Source organism: uncultured Paraglaciecola sp. (assembly GCF_913058035.1).
In the GTDB taxonomy this organism is placed as follows: domain Bacteria; phylum Pseudomonadota; class Gammaproteobacteria; order Enterobacterales; family Alteromonadaceae; genus Paraglaciecola.
Genome location: NZ_CAJXPA010000338.1, coordinates 1 through 2,151 on the forward strand (window position 1 = coordinate 1; position 2,151 = coordinate 2,151).

General features: G+C 40.8%; 1 protein-coding gene and 1 pseudogene. Both read left to right on the forward strand.

Annotated features, from left to right (window positions below):
* On the forward strand, positions 1 to 1,832 hold a 1,832-nt coding region (locus tag QZ562_RS21045), incomplete at its 5' end, for a S9 family peptidase (protein ID WP_293764675.1).
* A 134-nt stretch (positions 1,833 to 1,966) separates the two neighbouring features.
* Positions 1,967 to 2,151, forward strand: a pseudogene (gene rph, locus QZ562_RS21050) (ribonuclease PH); the annotation flags it as partial.

A 2,151-nucleotide genomic window follows, 5' to 3' on the forward strand; every position in this document is an offset into this window, starting at 1 on the left:
ATTTAGCAATAACGATAGTAAAAGATGGGAGTTCAAAGCTTGCTATTGTAACGACAAAAGACTACCGCCCTGTTGGTGGTGCTGACTTCGGTAAGCGTCAAGAAGTAGGAGAGGTGTTTTGGGTAACTGATGAACGTCTGGTTATCGAAGTATTGGTAGATTTACCTTGGCAAGATCAAGATGTATACCGGGGAGAGCTTTATGCCGTTAATTTAGATGGAACAGGCGGTGAGTTAATCTACGGCTATCGTTCAGGAGAAAAGCAGTTAGGTACACGTTTATCGAAAAAGAAAGCCACCTTGGGTTGGGCTGACATTATTAGTTTATTGCCCAATGATGAAGAACATATTCTTATTTCATCTACCCGTGCCACAACCGGCGGTGCCAATAAGGCAACGATACATAAACTTAATGTATTTAGTGGCGAATTAGGTGGACTCATTACTGGGGCCCCTGCTTTTAATATGGACTTTTTTGTTGATAGAAAAGGTAACTTAATTTCTGCGGTAGGTATTGATAGTGAATATAAAACTAATGCTTATCTTTATGAGCCAAAAACACGTTCATGGTCTAATGTTGAAAACTCAGATTTGGCCTTTGGTAATGAGTTTTCTACAGTTGCAGTGGATGACAAGGCAGAAAATTTATATTATTTAGATAATTTAAACCAAAACACTTCAGGTCTATTTAAAATAAATCTAAAAACGGGAAAACGAGAAAATATTTATACCAATGATAATGTTTCTATTACTAGTGTATCTAGAACGACCGACTTAACTAGCGTTTATGCAGTGAGAGTTGATGATGGATATCCTCAATACGTGATGCTCGAAGCTGAAGATACGGAAGCAAAATTATTTGCTAATTTCACACAGTCATTTGCTGGGTATTCTATTTATATCACCAGCCACAGTGATGACGAAAGGTATTGGGTTATCTATGCCAAGAGTGATGTGGTTCCCACATCTTTTTACTTGTACGATGCCAAAAAAGACAAATATAGCCTATTGTTTGCCAACTTACCTGATTTGGATAAAAAGAAACTTTCGTCTTCTATCCCCGTTAAGTTTGAAGCGTCAGACGGTGCTGTGATAAGCGCATATATAACTTATCCTGCTGGGGTTGATGAAACAGTTGCGATACCTTTGGTCACTTTGGTACATGGCGGCCCCAATGCGAGAGATTATTGGAATTTCGATTCTGAAGTTCAGTTACTTGCGTCTCAAGGGTATGCAGTGCTGAGAGTGAACTATCGTGGTTCGTCTGGCTACGGTTGGGAGCATATGTCTGGTTCTAAAAATCAATGGGGTGGTCGCGTACAACAAGATATTATTGAAGCGACACGATGGGTTATCCAACAAGGTGGTATTGAGCAGGATAAAGTATGCATCATGGGGGGCAGTTTTGGTGGCTATTCGGCCGTCCAATCAGCAGCGTTGGCACCTGACTTGTTTAAGTGTGTGGTTGCCGTCGCTGGGGTCTACGATTTAGAAATGATGTTCGATGAAGGTAATATCCCACGTATTATTTATGGTAAAGAGTATCTGATTGAGCAGTTAGGCACTGATAAAGCGCTAATGCGTCAATACTCCCCAGTTCACAATGTGGATAAATTAAAAGCGTCATTACTGATAGCCCATGGTAAAAAAGACGAACAAGTGCCTATTGAACATGCTCTTGCTCTTAAAGAGTCATTGGATAAACATGGTAAGAAATACGATTGGTTTGTTAAAGATACCGAAGGACATGGCTTCTTTGATGAACAGAATCGAACTGAGTACTTTGAAAAAGTAGTTGAGTTCCTAGCAAGAGAGCTTAAAAAAACTAAATAAGTTCTAAGGCGTCATTTTGCATAAGTGCTATGGCGCCTTTCTAGCACCAGAGTCGATTATTAATCTCTTTTTCACCTCCACGTTTGCATGTGACTAGGCTATAATCCGCACCTAAATTTATCTAGGAGCTCAACATGCGCCCAAGTGGAAGAACCGCCAGTCAAATTCGCCCCGTTACGATTACCCGCAATTTTACCTGCCATGCAGCAGGCTCGGTACTCATTGAGTTTGGAAATACTATAGTGTTATGTAATGCCTCAGTTACTGAGGTGTTGCCTCGCTTTATGACAGGCCAAGGTAATGGCTGGGGGACTGCAGG